The organism is Paraburkholderia kirstenboschensis (assembly GCF_032806925.1).
Classification (GTDB): domain Bacteria; phylum Pseudomonadota; class Gammaproteobacteria; order Burkholderiales; family Burkholderiaceae; genus Paraburkholderia; species Paraburkholderia kirstenboschensis.
The window spans coordinates 1,295,651-1,311,750 of record NZ_CP136511.1 but is presented as its reverse complement, the minus strand read 5'-3'; the positions used below and the strand labels follow the sequence as shown (position 1 = coordinate 1,311,750).

At 61.1% G+C, this 16,100-nt stretch carries 10 protein-coding genes; 5 read left to right on the top strand and 5 right to left on the bottom strand.

What is annotated here, in order from left to right; all coding sequences use genetic code 11:
- Window positions 1-105: 105 nt before the first annotated feature.
- Window positions 106-1,272 carry a mandelate racemase/muconate lactonizing enzyme family protein gene (locus RW095_RS06450; protein ID WP_317015221.1) on the top strand — a complete coding sequence of 389 codons (1,167 nt, stop codon included), beginning with the start codon at window positions 106-108 and terminating at the stop codon, window positions 1,270-1,272.
- Window positions 1,273-1,343: 71 nt separating this feature from the next.
- Here RW095_RS06450 and RW095_RS06445 read toward each other — a convergent pair whose 3' ends face one another.
- Window positions 1,344-2,273: a dihydrodipicolinate synthase family protein gene (locus RW095_RS06445; protein WP_317015219.1), complete on the bottom strand. Its 930-nt coding sequence runs from the start codon at window positions 2,271-2,273 to the stop codon at window positions 1,344-1,346.
- A gap of 42 nt (window positions 2,274-2,315) precedes the next feature.
- Window positions 2,316-3,314, bottom strand: a complete 999-nt coding sequence (locus RW095_RS06440; RefSeq protein ID WP_317015217.1) for a 2-hydroxyacid dehydrogenase — start codon at window positions 3,312-3,314, stop codon at window positions 2,316-2,318.
- A gap of 144 nt (window positions 3,315-3,458) precedes the next feature.
- On the opposite strand from RW095_RS06440, the gene RW095_RS06435 reads away from it, so the two are divergent.
- Genes RW095_RS06435 through RW095_RS06425 form a run of 3 tightly spaced genes read left to right on the top strand, consistent with a single transcriptional unit; the run spans window position 3,459 to window position 6,834 of the window.
- Window positions 3,459-5,198, top strand: coding sequence for an IlvD/Edd family dehydratase (locus RW095_RS06435; protein ID WP_317015216.1), 1,740 nt, complete (start codon window positions 3,459-3,461; stop codon window positions 5,196-5,198).
- Between the two features lie 52 nt (window positions 5,199-5,250).
- The gene (locus RW095_RS06430) at window positions 5,251-5,994 is read left to right on the top strand and encodes a GntR family transcriptional regulator (protein WP_317015214.1); all 744 of its coding nucleotides are present in this window, start codon (window positions 5,251-5,253) and stop codon (window positions 5,992-5,994) included.
- 33 nt (window positions 5,995-6,027) lie between these two features.
- A complete protein-coding gene (locus tag RW095_RS06425; RefSeq protein ID WP_317015213.1) occupies window positions 6,028-6,834 on the top strand; it encodes an NAD-dependent epimerase/dehydratase family protein in 807 nt (268 codons plus the stop codon).
- 617 nt (window positions 6,835-7,451) lie between these two features.
- Here RW095_RS06425 and RW095_RS06420 read toward each other — a convergent pair.
- The 3 genes from RW095_RS06420 to RW095_RS06410 all read right to left on the bottom strand — a co-directional run bounded on the left by RW095_RS06420 (window position 7,452) and on the right by RW095_RS06410 (window position 14,533).
- Window positions 7,452-7,967 carry a hypothetical protein gene (locus RW095_RS06420; protein ID WP_317015211.1) on the bottom strand — a complete coding sequence of 172 codons (516 nt, stop codon included), beginning with the start codon at window positions 7,965-7,967 and terminating at the stop codon, window positions 7,452-7,454.
- A 385-nt stretch (window positions 7,968-8,352) separates the two neighbouring features.
- Window positions 8,353-8,715 (bottom strand): response regulator transcription factor, encoded by a 363-nt coding sequence (locus RW095_RS06415; RefSeq protein WP_317015209.1) that lies wholly within the window; start codon window positions 8,713-8,715, stop codon window positions 8,353-8,355.
- 220 nt (window positions 8,716-8,935) lie between these two features.
- Window positions 8,936-14,533: a trifunctional serine/threonine-protein kinase/ATP-binding protein/sensor histidine kinase gene (locus RW095_RS06410; protein WP_317015208.1), complete on the bottom strand. Its 5,598-nt coding sequence runs from the start codon at window positions 14,531-14,533 to the stop codon at window positions 8,936-8,938.
- 400 nt (window positions 14,534-14,933) lie between these two features.
- On the opposite strand from RW095_RS06410, the gene RW095_RS06405 reads away from it, so the two are divergent.
- Window positions 14,934-15,590 carry a response regulator transcription factor gene (locus tag RW095_RS06405; RefSeq protein ID WP_317015206.1) on the top strand — a complete coding sequence of 219 codons (657 nt, stop codon included), beginning with the start codon at window positions 14,934-14,936 and terminating at the stop codon, window positions 15,588-15,590.
- Window positions 15,591-16,100 lie beyond the last annotated feature (510 nt).

Genomic DNA, 16,100 nt, shown 5'->3' with positions numbered 1-16,100 from the left:
CAAGCCGTCAGGGCGGCGCAGGCGAAGCCAGCCGCCTGCGACCGTGCGCGCGGCCGCACGATCGGTGCCGCGAGCATCGTTATCTTTTTGAGTCGATCTACTGCTATGCAAAACGTCATCGCTGAACCCGAGCAAGCCGACTATCAGACACGTGCGCGGATCGTTTCGGTGGAGGCGCGCACCATCCGCGTGCCGCTTGACCGACACACTGCATTTTCGACCCGTCTCGTCACTGCGCGCGACTACACGGTCGTGCGCGTCAGGACAGCCGATGACCACTACGGCATCGGCTTTTGCTACAGCGGCAATCGCGCCGGCATGCTGGTCACGTATGCCGTGCGCGAATTGTTTGCGCCGCTGTTGCGCGGGCGCTCCGCGCTCGATGTCGAAGGCTCGTGGAGCGCCATGTACGACGAGTCATTGCTGCAGGGCCGCGCCGGCTCGGTCATGCGCGCGCTGTCCATCCTCGACATCGCCTTGTGGGACCGCAATGCACGCGCTACGGGCTTGCCGTTGAGCCGCTATCTCGGCGGCACCTGCAGCGCCTCCGTGCCGGCCTATGCCAGCGGCGGTTACTACCTCGAAGGCAAGACGCCTGAGCATCTCGGCGAGGAGATGGCGGGCTATGTGGCGCAGGGGTTTCGCGCCGTGAAGATGAAGGTAGGGCGGCTCGATCCCCGCAGCGAGGAAGCGCGGATCAGGGCGGCACGAGAAGCGATCGGCGACGACGTGCTGCTGATGCTCGACGCCAATAACGCCTGGTCCGACGTGCCGACCGCGCTCGAATACATGCGCCGGTACGAGCCGTTCAACCCGTACTGGATCGAAGAGCCCTTCAGTCCGGATGACATCGAAAGCCATGCGCAACTGAGCCGGCGCACGCCGGTGACCGTTGCGACCGGCGAGATAGAAGCGGGGCGCTGGCGGCATCAGGCGCTGCTCGACAAGCGCGCGGCCATGATCCTTCAGTCGGACGCGGCGGTATGCGGCGGGATCAGCGAATGGCGAAGGATTGCGGCGTCGGCCGCGGCCGTGGGTGTAACAATGTGCCCGCACTGGTTCCACGATCTGCACGTGCATCTGGTGGCGTCGACGCCCAATGCGCGCTATGTCGAATTTTTCCCTGACGATCAGGTGCTGAATTTCCGCCGGCTAGTGGATACGCAGCTGTCGTTCGCAGACGGCAAGGTGACTGTGCCGACTCGTCCTGGCCTGGGATTCGACTTCGATGAAGCGGCGCTGAACGGATACGCGCTGGACGATTGGGCGTGAAGCCGAAGCAATGAATAGCTGGAAACCCCCGCCGGTTTGCGCATGCAACCGGCGGGGGTTTCTGCACGGCATCAGGCGGTGACATCGACCCCCGGCATCGAGAAGCCGATTTCGCGGAGTGCGGTGGCGAGCGCATCGCACTGCGCCGGCGTCAGATCGACGAGAGGAGGACGTACGACGCCCCAGTCGGGGGCCTTCGAATACACGCCGATCGCTGCCTTGAGCGCAGGAATCATCGGGAACTTGGCGAACACCGCACGCGTGGCGTCCAGTGCTGCCTGACGGGCATCGGCGTCGGCCGCTTGCCAGTGACGATACAGCTGCACGATAGCCGCCGGATTGACGTTTCCGGTTGCCGTGATACAGCCGACGCCCCCCGCGCGCATGGTGGCCAGCAGGAAGTTTTCATTGCCGGCAAACACGTCGAAACCATGCGGCTGAAAGCGCTCGAGCATGGCCTGGGTGTTGCTCCAGTCGCCCGAACTGTCCTTCACGCCGGCGATCACGCCCGGGAAAGCAGCTAGCAGCCGCTCGATTAGCGCGAGGCTGACCGGCACCTGGGACACGGGCGGAATGTGATACAGATAAATGCGCAGTGCGTCGGAACCCACGCGCTCGATGATCTCCGCATAGCTGCGAAACAAGCCTTCGTCGGTGACGCCCTTGTAGTAGAACGGCGGCAGCATCAGCACATTGTTCACACCCAGCGAAAGCGCATGGCGTGTCAGCTCGACTGTGTCGGTGAGTGCCGAGCAGCCGGTGCCCGGCATCAGGCGATCGACCGGAATGCCTGCGCCGACCAAGGTTTCGAGCAGTTTCATTTTCTCGCTGACTGCGAGCGAATTCGCTTCCGAGTTGGTGCCGAACACAGCGAGTCCGACGTCCTGTTCGATAAGCCATCGGCAATGACGGACATAGCGGTCGTGGTCGGGGAGGAGGTCTCTTGTGAACGGCGTGACCACGGGCGAGTAGACGCCGCGGGGCCGGGTGACTGAGGTCATCGCGTGTTCCTTTTGATTAAAAGTGAGAGTGTTTCGCGCCGTTCAGCCGGCGCTCTGTTGCGCAGACGGGCGGAAGTGGAGCGCTTCAGGATTGACACAGGTCGACGAGAGCTGACCGTCGAATGCATCGATGAGATTGCGCACCGCGCGCATGGCCATGTTCTCGCGCGTCTGTTGCGTAGCGGAACCGATATGCGGCACCGCTACCACGTTCGGTAACTGGAGCAGCGGCGAGTCCGGCGACAGCGGTTCGCGTTCGAACACATCGAGACCGGCGCCGAGAATGCGGCCTTCACGAAGATGCGCGATGAGGGCGGCTTCGTCGACGACCTGTCCGCGAGCACAGTTGATGAGAATGGCCGACGGCTTCATGGCTCCGAGCTCGGCGCTGCCGATCAGGTGCTCGGTGGCGCGCGATAGCGGCACAAGCACGCAGACGAAATCCGCAGTCGCGAGCAGTTCGGGAAGCGGCCGCCATTGGGCGCCGTAGCGCTCCTCTGCTTCGGGGTTGCGGGAGCGATTGGAATAGATCACGTCCATGCCGAAGCCGAGGGCGGCGCGCTTGGCGACGGCGCTGCCAATGCGCCCAAGCCCGACGATTCCCAGCGTCTTGTGATGCACGTCCACACCGAACTGCGCCTCGCCGACCGTACGCGTCCACTGGCCGCGCCGCGTCCAGTCAGCGAGTTCGGAAATGCGCCGGGCGGTCGCGAGGATCAAACTGAACACGAGGTCGGCAGTGGTTTCCGTGACTTCTTCCGGCGTGGTTGTCAGAACGATGCCGCGTCGCGAGAGTTCGGGGACATCGAACGCATCGAAGCCGGCCGAAATGGTGGACGCGACCTGAAGCGAGGGCGCTGCATCCAGGATCTCAGGCGTGATCTTCAGATTGTTGCCGACCATTCCATGAGCTGCGCCCAAGGCGCGCCTGAACGGCGCGAGGTCGCCGGAGGAAACGTCGACCAGCTCGACGGAACAGTGCTTAGTAAGTAGCCCCAGCACGGCAGGAGGCAACGAACGATAGGCCACGACATGCTTCATGAAGACCTCGGCGGAATGCTGTTGGAGAGAGTTGATAGGCGGCATCGAGCGCGACAAAAAAGAATCGCTTGCGGAGAGACTATAAGTATCGGTAACATTCCCGTCAAGATTATTGATAATGTCATCGAAGATCTAGGAGCGACAATGAGCGAGAAGAAAAGCGGCTTGCGGCAGGGCCTGACGAACTACGGCGACGAGGGTTTCTCGCTTTTTCTGCGCAAGGCGTTCATCAAGGGCGCGGGCTATACCGACGACGCGCTGTCGCGTCCCATCGTGGCGATCGCGAACACGGGCAGTGCCTACAACCCGTGCCACGGCAACGCGCCGCAGCTGATCGAGGCGGTCAAGCGCGGCGTGATGCTGGCGGGCGGCCTGCCCGTCGAATTCCCAACGATTTCGATTGCCGAGAGCTTTTCGCATCCGACCAGCATGTACCTGCGCAACCTGATGTCGATGGACACGGAGGAGATGATCCGGGCCCAGCCGATGGATGCAGTGGTGCTGATCGGCGGTTGCGACAAAACCGTTCCGGCCCAGTTGATGGGTGCGGCGGCGGCTGGCGTTCCAGCCATTCAACTGGTGACGGGTGCCATGCTCACGGGCTCGCATCGCGGTGAACGGGTTGGGGCATGTACGGACTGCCGTCGCTTCTGGGCGAGCTTCCGCGGCGACCAGATCAACGAAGCCGAGATCGAAGCGGTCAACAATCAGCTCGTCGCAACGGTCGGCACCTGTTCGGTGATGGGAACGGCCAGCACGATGGCCTGTATCGCGGAAGCCTTGGGCATCATGCTGCCGGGTGGCGCGTCTGCGCCTGCCGTGACCGCCGATCGCATCCGCATTGCGGAGCGCACCGGCGCGCAGGCCGTGGCGATGATCGGTCAGGACCTCAGCCCGGCGAAGATCCTGACGCCCAAGGCGATCGAAAACGCGTTGCGGGTGCTGCTCGCAATTGGCGGCTCGACTAACGGCATCATTCACCTCACGGCAATTGCGGGCCGGCTCGGGATTCGCATCGATCTTGAGCAGCTCGACCGGATGGCGCGTGAAACGCCGGTGCTCGTCGACTTGAAGCCGTCTGGACAGCACTACATGGAAGACCTGCATCGCGCCGGAGGATTGACCACGGTCATGCGTGAGATCAAAGGGCTGCTGCATCTCGACGCGCTCACTGTGACTGGCCGTACGCTCGGCGAGGAGCTGGATGCCGCCCCGGCGAGCTTCGCGCAAGAAGTCGTGCGCCCGTTTGACCGCCCGATCTTTCCGCAAGGCGGGATTGCGGTGCTGCGTGGCAATCTCGCGCCGGGCGGCGCGATCATCAAGCAGTCGGCGGCAAGCGCCAGCCTGATGGAGCACGAAGGTCGCGCCGTCGTCTTCGAGGACGCGGAGGATCTCGCGCGCCGTATCGACGATCCGGAACTGAACGTGGAAGCGCACGACGTACTCGTGCTCAAGCGGATCGGTCCGGTCGGTGCGCCCGGGATGCCGGAAGCGGGCTACATACCGATTCCGCGCAAGCTCGGCCGCCTGGGTGTGAAGGACATGGTGCGCATTTCGGACGGCCGCATGAGCGGCACGGCGTCCGGTACGGTGGTCCTGCACGTCACGCCCGAAGCGGCCATCGGTGGTCCCCTCGCGATCGTACAAACTGGCGACAGGATTCGCCTGAGCGTGGCAGAACGGTCTATCGAACTTGCCCTCAGCGACGAGGAAATTGCAGCGCGTCTCGCCGCGTTGCCGGCGCGCCAGGTCGATCCCGAAGAGCGTGGTTATCGCAAGCTGTTCCTGACGACGATCACTCAGGCCGACGAGGGCTGCGACTTCGACTTTCTGCAAGCTGCGCGGATGACCGCGACCGTTCCCGGCAACGGAAACATGGGTTAAAGGTCATCTTTTCGTATAGGCTCGCGGCTTAGATCATTTTGCGGACCCTTCTATGAGCAACGCTGCCAAGCCCAAACGCGCCGATGCACCCGCTGCGAAGACGGTCGAACGCGACCGCAATATCGACGAGACGCTGCGCAGCGTGGCAGACGAGCTCGAGGAGCAGATCGTGCTGGGCGTTCTGCATCCGCGCGAACGGCTCGTGGAAGACGATCTGTGCGAGCGCTTCAACCTGAAGCGCCACGTCGCGCGTCTGGTGCTGGCGGAGGTGGAGCGGCGCGGCCTGGTGGAGCGCCGCAAGAATGTGGGCGCGCTGGTCAAGTCGTTTACACCGCGCGAAGTCACTGAACTGTATGCGCTACGCGAACTGCTGGAGGCAGACGCGGCGAGGCGCATCGTTTTTCCGGTCAGCAGCGAGGCGCTCGCTGCGTTGACGGCAATTCAGGCCGAACACGACGAAGCAGCTATCGCCGGCGATCTGCGGCGCGTGTTCCGCGCGAACATGGCTTTTCACCACGCGTTCTTTGCGTTGTCGGAAAGCCAGGTTCTAACCGAGGCGATTCGCGAGTATGAACGCCGCACGCATGCCATCCGTTCGGTATCGATCGTGTTTCCTCAGTATCTGCAGAAGGCTCGCGCCGAGCACCACCAGATGATCGAGGCGCTCCGAACCGGCGACCGGGAATCGTTGGTCAAGTTATGCCGGGAGCACCTGGTGCCAGCGCGCGACGCGTATCTTGACGCGCACCATCGCCGCCTGGCCGCCTACGCCGTACAGAAAGGCGAAACCGACTAACCGTATTTACCTGAACCAGAGAGAGGGGTATCAATGACTCGAGTACTGATTACCGGCGCCGCCGGTCACATTGGACGTGTGCTCCGCGCCGGTTTCCAGGGCCACTATGCACTGCGCCTCGCCGATATTGCGCCACAGACGGAGGCCCAGGCGGGCGAGGAAATCGTGACCGCGGACATCACGCGGCTTGAGGATCTTCTGCCCGCCATGGAGGGTGTCGACGTCGTCGTGCATCTGGCCGGCGTTCCTGACGAGGATCGCTGGGAGCGCATCCGCGATTTGAACATCGAGGGTTGCTACAACGTGTTCGAAGCGGCGCGGCAAGCGGGCGTCAAGCGCGTGGTGTTCGCGAGTTCAAACCATGCGGTGGGTTTTCATCGTCGCGACCGGATGATCGACAACACCGTCGCGCCGCGCCCTGATAGCCGCTACGGTATCTCGAAGGTGTTCGGCGAGGCGCTGGGCCGGATGTACGCCGACAAGCACGGCATGTCGGTCGCGTGCATCCGGATCGGCTCGTTCCGCCCGGACGACCGGCCAACCGTACCTCGCCACCTCTTCACATGGATCAGCCATCGCGACATGGTGCAGGTGGCGCGCCGCTGTATCGACTATCCGGACTTCCACTTCGCGGTCGTGTATGGCGTATCCAATAACGCGCGCAATCGCTGGGATAATGCCAACGTGCGCTATCTCGGATTCGTGCCGGAAGATGATGCCGAACTGCACGCGGCGGAGATCGCGGCAATAGGCAAGGCGGAAGATGCGCGCGAAGCGCTGTTTCATGGCGGCCCCGGCTGCCTTGTCGAATTCGACGGTGATCCGCTACGGATCGACTGAGTGCGACGGCCATCGTCGGAACGATTGCGCCACGTTAAGGCAGGCGGTCGTGAATTAGCATCCGTCATGACCTTGTGACAAGAAGCAGGCGGACATTGAACATCCGCGTCTACGCTGAATCTCCCTGCGAAAACTGCCCCTCGGTTCGCACCGGTCGCACTTGTTCGCAGGACAGATCTTGCGGCTACTCCCGCGCTTCGTTCATTCGACCAGCGGGCCGCCTCGAAACTGAAGTTCGCAACGCCATCCACTCCGCCCGCGACCGCGTCCGAGCCGTCGTGCTCCGACGCCAGCGGGTGTTCCGCTTAGGATAAGGTGAACTGTGTATCGATGTGCGTCGAAAGCGCGCCACATCCGAGCGACGTGGAAGATAAGGAACAGGTCAGGATCCAGCGCGAGCGCGTGTTAGCGAGCTCCGCGATATATGCCGAGGCCCTTTCGGCGAATCCGCCAATGTCAACGGCGTGAGATTGTTTTTTGAATCCATGCGCACCTATCGCATGCGCTTCGCGCTGGATGATTTTGGTAACGGTGTTCCACCGGATTTTCCCGGTCGTCGTGATCGGACAGAATGACTGCAACCTGAAACCTGCTGGTGAACTCGGGCCAGTTTCGCACTAGTGGTTCGGACAGAAGCACGCGCTCACAGCTTCGGCAGGCGACAGGCCAGTGTGGAAATAAGCCTGCAGTCGCTGGATGAACGCATCGTCAGGTTCCCAAGGCATGCGAATGAATCCTTCTCCGACAGCTTTTTCGCACACCGCGTTTGTCCATGCGAACAGGTCGAGTTCGAACGAAAAAGGCAGTGCTATCTGATTGGATTGGTTGACCACGACAACCTCCACAACATCGAAAATGTGCGTTATCAAATCACGCAGAAGCGGAAAACGGCAGCGGATAGATACGACATTTCCTCGTTTCAACGATTTGGATGCGCTACGGATTTGATCATCGCGACAAGCACTGTCGCCACGACGGCAAGGAAGCCGGACATGTAGATAAGCACGATGGTGATCATCGTCTTCTCCTCCCTTCAGATAAGCCGCAATTGCGGCGGCCACCACCGGCTGACAACATGGGCCACGATTGCGCAGAAGGTCCACGGCCCAAGCCGCGAGACGGATGGTGAGCATCAATCGTCAAGAAACCGGATATAGGTTCGCGTACTGATCGAACGAACTGGTGATGAACAGGACTGACCATGTCAGGCGCATCGCACTTGCACATTGGCCTTGAAAACAATGTACAGGTCCGAGGCACACGAAACCATTCTACGAACGATTCGAAAGCTGGTGCATGTAGATAGGAATCTCATACCCGCGTATAACGCGCGCAATTGCTGGAGGTGATGAAATGTGTTCTTCGCACTGCAGTTCTTTTTCAAAGGGCAATGTCCGCCGGCGTGAAGCCATGCGGGCAGGAGTCGTTCTGACGACGAGGGGAACTGAAGCTGTGGCGGCGAGGATTGCGCGGCCCGGCGTGACGGCAGTCTTCTGACGAACTGGCAGCGCGCTATGGTCAACCCAGCGTGAGATTGAGCAGTCGCTCCACAGTGGTGGCATCAACGGGCTTCTCGAGGAAAGGGGGGGCACCTCTGGCCTGGATTTTGGCCTCAAGGGCAGCAGTCGGGAATCCCGTGATAAAAATGATCGGAATAGCGTACCCGAGGGCTAGCAGGCGGTCGTGCATTTCGATTCCGGACAAGCCCGGCATTCGTATATCCGAAATCAGGCACGACGTTTCGTCGATCAACCCTGACTCCAGGAATTCTTCCGCGGATGCAAACACTCGTGTCTGCCACCCTAGCGAACGGACCAGACTTGCGGTCGCCACCCGGGCACCCTCGTCGTCATCGACGATGGAAATGATTTGAGAAGACACGAGCGGCGGGCCTCCACACACTAGAAGCGGAACGTGCCCACAGAATCGTGCGGCACGCGACTCAAATCAATCGTAGCTCGGAAACCACCGCACGGAAATGATACGAGTGTATAAAATATTCGGGAGCGTAGCGTCGATCTGGATGCGTCTCGGTCGTGCTCTCAAATTTACCGATTGCCGCCCCGATTTGTCGCCCCGTTTTCCGCACCGGCTTGCCCCTTTATGACGCGCCGCTGCCAATCCAAGGCAGGCTAAGCTGGAATATGGCTCCGTGCCCGGCATTGTTGGATGCCCACACTTGTCCTCCGTGGGCTTCGATGATCGAACGGCAGATCGACAATCCCATGCCCATTCCGTCGGCCTTCGTGGTGAAGAAAGCGTCGAACAGCCGACTTGCGTTTTCCGGATCTATGCCCGGGCCAGAGTCCTGTACAGCGACGACCACGTGCCCATCATTATCCCGATGCGACTCGATCAGGAGTTCACGCGGGTCGTTGCCGATGTCAGCCATTGCCTGGATCCCGTTGATGACCAGGTTAATGAGCACTTGCTGAAGCTGGACCCGATCGCCGAGCAGCGGAGGGAGGTCGGGGGCAAGCTCGAGGCGCAACGAAACCCGATGATTCAAGAGTTCGCGCTGAACCAGGGATACAACGTCATCGATCACATCGTTGAGTTGGAGCTGTGTCTTCCGCGGGGTAGCCTTCCTGGTGAGCGTGCGGATACGCCGGACAATTTCGCTCGCGCGCCTACCTTCGCCGATAATATGCTGCACACAGGCCCGCACCTCTTCCGGCTGCGGCTTGCTGTGGCCGAGCCATCGCAGGCAGGCTTCGCCACTGGTCACGATCGCACCGAGCGGTTGGCCTACTTCATGGGCAATGGATGCACTCAGTTCACCAAGCGTTGTTACGCGAGTTGCATGAGCCAGTTCCACCTGCAACGCTTGCAACTGCTCATCCGCTCGATTCGCCGCGGTCCGCCGCGCTGCGAGTTCCGCCTCGGCCTCCTTCTGTTCGGTCAGGTCGAGCACGAACGCTACGCCGTTTTCCTCAGAGCCCTCCATTAGCGCGCCACCCACCAGAACCGGAATGCGACCGCCGTCCTTGCGGAGATATTCCTTCTCATAGGGCTGGGAACTCCCGCGCTGCCGTAGTTCTTCAAGCGCCCGCGCGTCGGCGGCGCGATATTCCGGAGGCGTCATGGTGGCCCATTGGACTTGGCCGGACAGCAGATCTTGTCGCGAATAGCCGACGATCCGAAGAAACGCGTCGTTCGCTTCGGTGGCGATACCGGCCACGTTCCAGAAGAACACTCCGATGATGTTCGACTCGACCAGCCGCCGGATGCGTGCTTCGCGCACACGTAACTCTTCCTCTGCCAGCTTGCGCTCGCTGTTCTCCCGCTGCAGATCGGCATAGAGCAGTGCGTTCTCCAGCGAGATCGCAGCCTGGGAGGCCAGCAGTTCCAGCACGGTCACGCGTTCAGGCGTGAAAGCATGCGTGGCCAGGTTGTTCTCCAGATACAGCAGACCGATCAACGCAGAGCGCCGCATGATCGGTAGGCACAACACCGACTTCGGCCGCCGGCGGGCGAAGTAGTCATCTGCTGCAAATGGATTCGATTGCATCGCGTCCGTCAGCAATACCCGCTCCTGGCAGCGGCGCACGTAGTTGGTGATGGATGCGGGCAGCAATGATTCCCCTATGGACGATTCCGGCAACGCCCGTGCGGGCAGCGCCCGGCCCAGATGCCCCCGTACCTGGATCGTCTGCTGCTCGACGCTTGCTTCGGCAGCGAGGACCAGGCTCTCGTTGCGTGCGAGCAGCAAATGGCAAGTCTGCGCTCCGGCATTTTCAAGCAGGATGTGCATCAGCGTGTCGACGAGATCCTCCAGCACGATCTGGCCAGAGATGGCTTGCGACGCTTTCATGACCGACAGCAGATCCAGTTGCGCAACGTTGCCGAACGCGGTGGCGGCCGAGGAAGCCGAATCTTCGCGCAGCTGCGGCGCACGCGCGTCGATCTGGCTGACCTTGCCGTCGGCGCCCCAACGCGCAAAACAGTCACGCGCCTTTCGCATATATGTGTCGGCAATTGTCTCGAATCCACGCGTCCGGTAGAACGCCGATGCGCGCTCATAGGCGATCGCCTCGTTCTGGACGAAGTCGTGCTCGCGTGCCGATCGAATCGCCTGTTCGTACAGCCGCATGGCGTCCGAGTCGCGCCGCTCGAGTCGGGCAATCTCCGCAGCTATCAGCGCGGTTCGGTCCGCGAAATTCTCGGGGCAATTGTTCCGCCACGACTCGAGCTGCTTATGGTGAATGGACAGTGCCTCCAGATGCCCGGCTCTTTCGTCAGCCGGTACCGAATCGCAGTGCGCTGCGCGCGCCAGTGCGTCGTAGTAGTGATATTCCGCGACCTCGAAGCAGAATGGCGTCGTCCACAGCAACCGCTCAGCATTCGACGCCGCCGCGATGGCGCAAGCGTAGTCACCTGCGTGGAAACGCGCTTGCAACTTGCGAATCCAATACCAGCAAGTGACGAGTGCCAGCCCCGGATGTGCGCCCAAATGCTGCTCGAACTGGTCTTCGTCGAACGCAGCATCGTTGAAGGAGCCAAAATCGGGAGTCAGGCCGCGGAGTGCTTTGATCAGCCCGAGTTGCGCGGTCATGACGTCTGCGACGAATGCGAACTGCATTTTGTGTGCGAGCTCGAGGCCGCTTTCGGCTTCTCGCTGCACATCGCCGAGCGGATCTCCGGCACCTAGAAGATTGGTGATCAGGTTGTTGCCGCAATAGCCCGAAAACGTGAGGTCGCCGGTTTGGTTGGCCGTGTCAAAGGCGATCCGCAGTAAGGCACGACCCGAACGTATGTGGGTCGTCCAGGGAACGATGAAGGCGCCAAAGCCCGCGTACACCCGGGCTTTGAAGCGATCCATCCCGTACTTCTCGACGAGATCGACGCCGAGCTTGCCGAACCGGAACCCAGCCCGGTAATCACCGAATTGCGGCCCCAGGGTCATGCCGAGCATGACATAGGCGAATCCCGATCCGTCGCTGTTTCCATGCTCCAAGCTCAAATTCGCCATGCGGCCGGCGACAAGACAATACATATTCATGTCGGTGGCATGGGCGGGCGGCTGGACGGCTGTTAGCACTTCGAGGGTGGCACGGCAGACGGGATCGGTCATCGAAGGCAAATCGAGAAGCTGCTCGATGGAGCGGTTGCCCATTCGTTGCCACAATCGCTCGTACTCCTGTTGCACCTCCTCCTTGCGCGGGTGCGCCGACCACGTGACGCCAACGGCACGAAGATATTCGAGGCTCACTTCAACTGCACGTTCGGCCTGTCCCGCGTTCATATAAAGTGCCATGCGCAGGCACGCGACGGCGGCCTTATCGATGAGGTTCGCGGCGCAGTCTGAAAGCATCGACAGTCGCTGTTCCGCCGTCGTCAGGTAGCCGTTGAGGAATTCGCATTCGGCACGCTGAAAGCCGAGTGAGAAAGTGAGCGCATCGTGCGGGTTCGTACCATCCTCTGCCACCAGTGCATGGCCGGCGGTGAAGTAGGCCAGTGCCGATGCGTAAGCCGTCGCTGCCTTGGCACGCATGCCAGTGGTGAGATTAAGTTCAGCCACACGCTCGCGCTCCTCCTGTGCCGTGATCAGTGCGGCGCCCCGGTTGAACTGGTTCGCCACATCGAACAGATGCTCGGCGAGCTCATCGGCCGTCATGCTCGACAGGAGCACGCGCCCAATGTGCAGATGTACTCCACTGCGGCGTCCTTCGGGAATCAGTGAATAAGCAGCTTGCTGGATCCGGTCGTGCAGGAACTTACCGCTGCCTCGTGTGCGCAAGATCAAATTTTCGCGCACCGCAGGCGCAAGGTGTTGCTCAACCTCAGCTTGGCCGCTGACCAGCGCGAGCATCCGCAGGTCGAACTTGTTGCCGAGGCAAGCGGCCAGTTGCAGCGCTTCCTGTGCCGGGATCGGCAGTTGCCGTAACTTGCCCAACATCAGGTCGACAACGTTGTCGGCAAAGTCTTTCGCTTTGATCTGTTCGAGGTCCCAACGCCATGCCTGCATCTGTGCATCACGCCGTAGCAACCCCTCCTTGTATAGCGCACCAAGAAACTGAATAAAGAAAAACGGGTTGCTCTCGGTGCGTTCGCAAACGAGGTGGGTGAGCGGCTCGCAGGACGCGGGTGGCGCATGCAGCGTGTCGGCCACCAACTGGTTCAGATGCGCGGCGGACATTGGCGCGAGCTGGATATCGACCACGGGCGTGCCGCTGTGATGGATTGCACCGAGGCTCTTCATAAGCGGATGGGCTCCGCTCACTTCGTTGTCGCGATAGGCGCCGATCAGCAGCAGATAAAGGGTATCTGGGCGGGTGAGCAAGTGCTCGACGAGCGCCAGGCTGGCGGCGTCGATCCAGTGCAGGTCGTCCAGGAAGAGGACTAGCGGGTGTGCCTTGCTCGTGAACACTGTCACGAACTGCCGGAAGACCAGGCGGAACCGGTTTTGAGCCTCCGTTGGCGGCAGCGCTGGTACCGGGGCTTGCGTGCCGATGATCAACTCGACTTTCGGCAACACATCGAGAATGAGCTGGCCATTGACCCCGACCGCAGCCTGCAGTTGTTGCCGCCAGCCAGCGAGGCGTGCAGCACTTTCGGCCAGCAGTTGCTGCACCAACTCGCCAAACGCTTGAGTAAGGGTGGCATACGGAATGTCTCGCTGGTACTGATCGAACTTGCCTGAAATGAAGTAGCCGCGTTTTGCGACAATCGGCTTGCGCAAGGCGTCGACTAGGGCCGACTTGCCGATGCCCGAGCACCCGGATACGGTCGCAAGCGCCGCCCGGCCGGTGGACGTCATGAGTTCGAATACACCGAGGAGCGTATGTGATTCCTCATCGCGCCCGTACAGTCTGTGTGGAATCTGGAAGCGATCCGATAGATCGTCCGTGCCGAGCCGGAACGGCTCCATCCGGCCGGAGGCGCGCCATTGCGCCAGACACCGGTCAAGATCGGATTGCAGTCCACGCATGCTTTGATAGCGATCCTCCGGTAGTTTGGCGAGCAGTTTCATCACGATGTCCGACACCGGTTGCGGCACCGCGGGCGCGATGTCGCACGGCGGCGGTGGCATGCGGGCGATATGGCAATGTGTCCATTCCAGCGGATCGCTCGCCTCGAACGGCAGTCGACCGGTGAGCATCCGATAGAGCAGCACACCCATCGAATAGCAATCGGTCCGGTAATCTAGTGGCCGATTCATACGGCCGGTTTGCTCGGGCGACATGTACGCCCACTCGCCGACGGATACGACAACGTCCTCTGGCGAGACGGTGTGTTCCTGGGTCGTCGCGAGGCTGAAATCCACCAGCAGAACATTGCCCGTTTCTGGCGCGACCAGAATGTTGGCCGGCCGCAGATCTCGATGGATGACGTGGGCGGTAATGATGCCCGCAAATGCATCGGCCAGATGATGCGCGATAGCGAGGCAGCGAGGCAGGTCCAGGCGCGGGCCGTGGCACAAAACGGTCTCGAGCGATTCGCCTGAGAAGTCTTCAAGAACCAGCACCTGGCGTCCGCTGTCATCGATCAGGGTCAGCGGTTTGGCAACGCCAGCGATTTTCAACGTTTGAAGGAGCAGGCATTCGCGTTTGAAGCGCGCGGATTCGGCCATGCCGGCGTGTTCAGGAAGGAGTTTCAGAAGCACCCGCATCCCATCCTTCAAGCGGCGGGCACGGTAGAGGGCGGAGCCCGCAGTCGTGTAGATCCGATCAATGGTCTGGCAATTAGCGATAATCATCGTCCCCCCTTTTCTGCCGGCGACCTGGCCCGACACCTGCACGTTGCAGCCGCTGTGGAATTGGGCTCAGGTCCGCATTAATGTCGGCCTCGTCCGGGGTGATCACGTGGTGACCCGCAACTATTTACAAATAGTTTACTCGGTTGCCGATGAGGTGCAGGAGCACTGGCAGTTGATAAGGGCAAGACAAGACGCCATCAGGGGACAGTCAATCAGAAAGCGATCGACGGAATCTGGTTGAGTTCGGTGAATTTGCGCCTGGCAACGAATCCTGCTGCAAGCTGTCAGGGATCCAGTGACGCGCGCAATAGGGGCGGCGTAAAATGGGTGCATCCCAGCAGGGTGCAGCCGGATTCCGGCTTCGCGAGGTGTCCAGATGACTACTAGACCGACCCGCCAAATGACGGATGAACCAGAAGCAACTGACGGTTCCGTCATCTACGTTGTCGATGACGACGAGGGAATCCGGCGATCCCTTGACTTGCTTATGCGCTCCGTAGGCTTGCGCGTCGAGACGTTCGAGTCCCCGGACGAATTTCTCCGGTTTCCTCGCTCCGCGGGACCGAGTTGCCTCGTCCTGGACGTGCGACTCCGCGGAAAAAGCGGCATGGCTTTTCACCAGGAAATCGTTAATTGCGGCATGCATATTCCCGTCGTATTCATGACCGGTCATGGAGACATCGAGATGGGGGTGAAGGCAATGAAGGCTGGCGCGCTCGATTTCCTGGCGAAGCCCTTTAAAGATCAGGACATGCTCGACGCAGTTGCTCAGGCCTTGGCGCTAGACAGCGAGCGGCTCGCGGCAGAAGCAGCGTTAACTGGTCTGCGCGCTTCGTACCGGTCTCTTTCGTCGCGCGAGAAAGAGGTGATGGGCTTTGTCTTGTCCGGTCTGCTGAACAAGCAGATCGCCTCTGAGATGAACCTCAGCGAGATCACGGTCAAGGTCCACCGTGGGCAGGTGATGCGAAAAATGAATGCGCGCTCGATGCCGGACCTTGTCCGCAAGGCCGAATCGCTTGGTATCAAGCCCTGTCTGCCCGACGGCCGTCATCGCTGAGCCTCGTCGTACGCGAGCGCTCCTGCAGACTATTCGCGCGGGTTACGGTGCCGCGCTGACAAGCGGCGAGCCCGACGCCGTGATCGCTGGTCGTTGCAAATATTATAAGCCACCTCACAAGCCGAGCGCCGATCCTCCGGAAGCGTCGGCGCTGGCGAAGTCACACTGCCTGGCGGCGGTGAGCAAACGTCCGACCCCTGGCGCTGAGCGGTTATCAAGACTGTGTCTGCGTTAATTTCCAAATGGCCGCTCCGGTTGCCCGCGTTTCCCGGTCAACAGGAGATTCGCTTTACGGGGCAAACTCAGTGAATTCTCCTTGCCGCGCTTATACGTCCGTATAAGCCGGGTACGCTAATGCGGCATCGGCATATCCAACCGTAGAGTAGACTCGCCCTCCGGCTAAACCTACCCTTCTCTTATCGCGACACGCTCGCTGTTATTGCAGCGCAAAGCGCGCGGTTCGGCCCGACGACCACATGGCACTTTCGGATGGCGGCCCGACCGGTTCCC

Bases quoted from the DNA above. Each gene is read 5' to 3' on its own strand.
- RW095_RS06410 (WP_317015208.1), bottom strand. From the start codon at position 14,533: ATGATTATCGCTAATTGCCAGACCATTGATCGGATCTACACGACTGCG.
- RW095_RS06405 (WP_317015206.1), top strand. From the start codon at position 14,934: ATGACGGATGAACCAGAAGCAACTGACGGTTCCGTCATCTACGTTGTC.
- RW095_RS06425 (WP_317015213.1), top strand. From the start codon at position 6,028: ATGACTCGAGTACTGATTACCGGCGCCGCCGGTCACATTGGACGTGTG.
- RW095_RS06450 (WP_317015221.1), top strand. From the start codon at position 106: ATGCAAAACGTCATCGCTGAACCCGAGCAAGCCGACTATCAGACACGT.
- RW095_RS06435 (WP_317015216.1), top strand. From the start codon at position 3,459: ATGAGCGAGAAGAAAAGCGGCTTGCGGCAGGGCCTGACGAACTACGGC.
- RW095_RS06430 (WP_317015214.1), top strand. From the start codon at position 5,251: ATGAGCAACGCTGCCAAGCCCAAACGCGCCGATGCACCCGCTGCGAAG.
- RW095_RS06440 (WP_317015217.1), bottom strand. From the start codon at position 3,314: ATGAAGCATGTCGTGGCCTATCGTTCGTTGCCTCCTGCCGTGCTGGGG.
- RW095_RS06420 (WP_317015211.1), bottom strand. From the start codon at position 7,967: ATGCTCACCATCCGTCTCGCGGCTTGGGCCGTGGACCTTCTGCGCAAT.
- RW095_RS06445 (WP_317015219.1), bottom strand. From the start codon at position 2,273: ATGACCTCAGTCACCCGGCCCCGCGGCGTCTACTCGCCCGTGGTCACG.